General features: G+C 32.4%; 3 protein-coding genes and 1 pseudogene. 2 read left to right on the forward strand and 2 right to left on the reverse strand.

The annotated features are described in order from the left end of the window. Nucleotides 1-111: 111 nt before the first annotated feature. Nucleotides 112-420: pseudogene (locus ACSC97_RS17945) on the reverse strand (IS4-like element ISAba33 family transposase); the annotation flags it as partial. An 87-nt stretch (nt 421-507) separates the two neighbouring features. On the opposite strand from ACSC97_RS17945, the gene ACSC97_RS17950 reads away from it, so the two are divergent. Next, a complete protein-coding gene (locus ACSC97_RS17950; RefSeq protein WP_436662300.1) occupies nt 508-1,389 on the forward strand; it encodes a LysO family transporter in 882 nt (293 codons plus the stop codon). Here the strand turns inward: ACSC97_RS17950 and ACSC97_RS17955 are convergent. Continuing rightward, entirely contained in the window at nt 1,321-2,082 is a 762-nt protein-coding gene (locus ACSC97_RS17955) for a hypothetical protein (RefSeq protein WP_436662302.1), read from the reverse strand. The genes ACSC97_RS17950 and ACSC97_RS17955 overlap by 69 nt on opposite strands. A 101-nt stretch (nt 2,083-2,183) precedes the next feature. Between ACSC97_RS17955 and ACSC97_RS17960 the strand changes: the two genes are divergently transcribed. After that, entirely contained in the window at nt 2,184-3,089 is a 906-nt protein-coding gene (locus ACSC97_RS17960) for an IS982 family transposase (protein WP_436662304.1), read from the forward strand. Nucleotides 3,090-3,298 lie beyond the last annotated feature (209 nt).

Below are 3,298 nucleotides of genomic sequence, written 5' to 3' on the forward strand. Positions count from 1 at the left end.
ATTTGTTTAAGATAAGATATAACTCATTGAGATGTGTCATAGTATTCGTCGTTAGAAAACAATTATTATGACATTATTTCAATGAGTTATCTATTTTTGTCGTGTACAGAGAATATTTCGTTTTCCCCATTTCCAATTGGTTCTATCTAAAGTCAGTTGCACTTGGTCGAATGAAAACATATTGAAAATCAACTGAGAAATTTGACGATAATCAAAATACTGACCTGCAAAGAAGCGCTGCATACGTCGATAAAATGATTGTGGTAAGCACTTGATGGGCAAGGCTTTAGATGCAGAAGAAAGATTACATGTTTGCTTTAAAATAATCACAAGCATGATGAGCGCAAAGCACTTTAAATGTGACTTGTTCCATTTTAGATATTTGTTTAAGATAAGATATAACTCATTGAGATGTGTCATAGTATTCGTCGTTAGAAAACAATTATTATGACATTATTTCAATGAGTTATCTATTTTTGTCGTGTACAGAGATAAATGGGATATCTTTTGGATTTTATAGTTATTCTTTTAGGATATATATTTGGACGAATATTCAAACCAAAATCTTATATAGAACCTATTTTTGCTTTAGCTCTTTTATTTTTTATATTTTTTTGTTCTGCGTATGCAGCATCAGATATTTTAAAGTTTCAGAATATTTTTTCTTTTATTTATAAAGTATTAATTCTTTCTTTTGGTGTGTGTCTGTTTTCTTATGTTTTCTGTGCTTTGTTTTATGAAAAAAATAAAAAGATAACTTTGGGTGTGAGTAAAAAAAATAAAATTATGGAAATTATTAAAATAATATTGATATATGTAGTGATTATATCCGTGTTTTTAGGAGGTATTATTGCTTATAAATTTAATGTGATTGCTTTAAGTTTTGCATTGAAAGCTCAACATAATCTTATTTTAATCATTTTATTTTTAATTGGGATTTTAATTTCATCGCAAAAGCTAAAAAAAATTTCATGGGATGATCTCAAGCTTCCATTTCTTATGATTCTTGCAAATAGCTTATTTGGTTTAATCATGCTATTGGTGTGGAAAGATAGTTTAGCTCTATTATCAGGTTTCGGCTGGGCGAGTCTTTCAGCTGCTATGATTTCTCAAAAGCTTGGTGCTTTTATTGCTGTGCAAGCATTAATGGTTGATATGTTACGTGGAATGTTTTCGATTTTATTTATTCAATTTTTATCTAGAAGCTATCCAGAGGCTGCAATTAGCACCACAGGAGTCCTTTCTTGTGATGCATTTTTGCCTTTAATTCAAAAATATAGTGGAACTGAGTATATGTTGAAGGCCTTTAAAACAGGTGTATTATTGTCTTTGTTTAGTCCATTGAATATTTTTATTGCGATTTATCTTACACAGCGTATGACGAGTTAACCGATAGATTACTTCAAATACCGTGATTTTAGCCACAACCAGCATTCCATCACCATTTACATACCCTTGATTATTACTCAAGAAGAAAGCAGCATCTTCGTTAATATTGTCATGTTCTTGTTTGCAACCTCGAGTGCCGCCTAGTCCATCGTTATAAATAAAAACATTCCCTGATTTGGAAATATCATAGTTGAACTGATTAGAAATGAGTGTACACAATGCTTGCATTTCAGTATTTTCAGAAAAGTTGGCTCTTGTTGGCCAAGTGTTCTTTTTAAAAGCATATCTCGTAATCGCTCTGTAACTTGATGGATGCAAGCAAACTGCAAAGAAATATGAAGGTCTAGGATGGAGTAAGATTTGAGAAACGATAAAGAAAATATATTGATATTTAAACAGATTTGATTTTCGGTAAGCACTCAGCAAACCTGCTTGACCACGGAAAATATTAATTGATTTTTTACCTTTCTGTACTCTATAACGCTGCATACACAAAAAGCCCACAGGTTTTTTATCATGATAATAAATTAAAACCTGTTTTGATTCGGCATTATCAGGTGCATATGCTTTTACTGCTTCATCAAGATCACATTCATCTGGGGTATTAAATATTACTTGATGTAGAGATTTTAAAATGTTGTGTACTTCAGGTGATTCAGAGTTTTTATTAATATGTTTTTCAAAGTAAAGCATGGTTAAATACCTATTGCTAACGTGAATTCGGGATAAGGAAGTTGTAAAAGGATAGGCATTTAAGCCAAAATTTAATCACGACAAAAAACAATGATCTCAAAATGCCTATCGACACGCAGCTTACAACACTTTTCTGCCTAATTGATGATTTCTGCTCTGATATTTCAGAGCAGGTTGAGCAATACATGCTCACTTGTGGCAAGATTAAACGTGTGCGTCAAAGTCAAATTTGTGCATCTGAAGTGATTACATTGCTGCTATGGTTTCATTTAACGGGAAGCCGAAACTTTAAGGCTTTTTATCTTTATTGGGCAAAACCATTTCTTTCTGGTTATTTTCCAAACCTGCCGAGCTATAGTCGATTTATTGAATTAAAAGCAAAATATGTGATGTACTTCGTTGCTCTTGTTGAAAGTTTAAAAGTCTCATCAGCAGGAATTGCTTTTGTGGATTCCACGAAACTTGCTGTATGCCACAACAAACGGATTTATCAACATCGTGTATTTGCCGATAGTGCAACTCGGGGGAAAACTTCTGTCGACTGGTTTTATGGTTTTAAGATTCATTTGATTTGTGATCATATCGGACGCTTAATTTCTTATTGTATTACAACGGGTAATGTAGATGACCGTAAAGTATTGCCCGATCTAATTGAACATTCACAACTCACAGGTAAATTGTTTGGTGATCGTGGCTATGTGGGTAAGAATTGGAGATCTCGTCTTGCGGAAGTCGGTGTTCAACTCATCACACGAGTAAAAAGAAATATGAAACCACAATCCCTGGATGCTTTTGATAGTGCAGTATTAAGAAAACGAGGAATTATTGAAGCTCCATTTCATCTGATGAAAAGCCAATTTGATCTTGAACATACTCGCCACAGATCAAAAATAGGGCTACTGACCACAATATTTGCTGCTTTAACATTATATGCTTTGGTGCTTGTAAATGGATATAAGTCTGGGATTCAGCAGATTTTAAAACCGATTGAATTAAAATCTGCTTAAACCGAATTCACGTTATTGCTAGATGTTTTTGTGGTATTAATCCTATTTTTTTGCGATGAAGTTTTTCTTACATATTTATTAAGTTTTAATGTAAATTTCTCTGTACACGACAAAAATAGATAACTCATTGAAATAATGTCATAATAATTGTTTTCTAACGACGAATACTATGACACATCTCAATGAGTTATATCTTATCTTAAACAAAT

Origin of the sequence: Acinetobacter sp. P1(2025), from assembly GCF_051390655.1 — a bacterium.
Lineage (GTDB): Bacteria > Pseudomonadota > Gammaproteobacteria > Pseudomonadales > Moraxellaceae > Acinetobacter > Acinetobacter junii.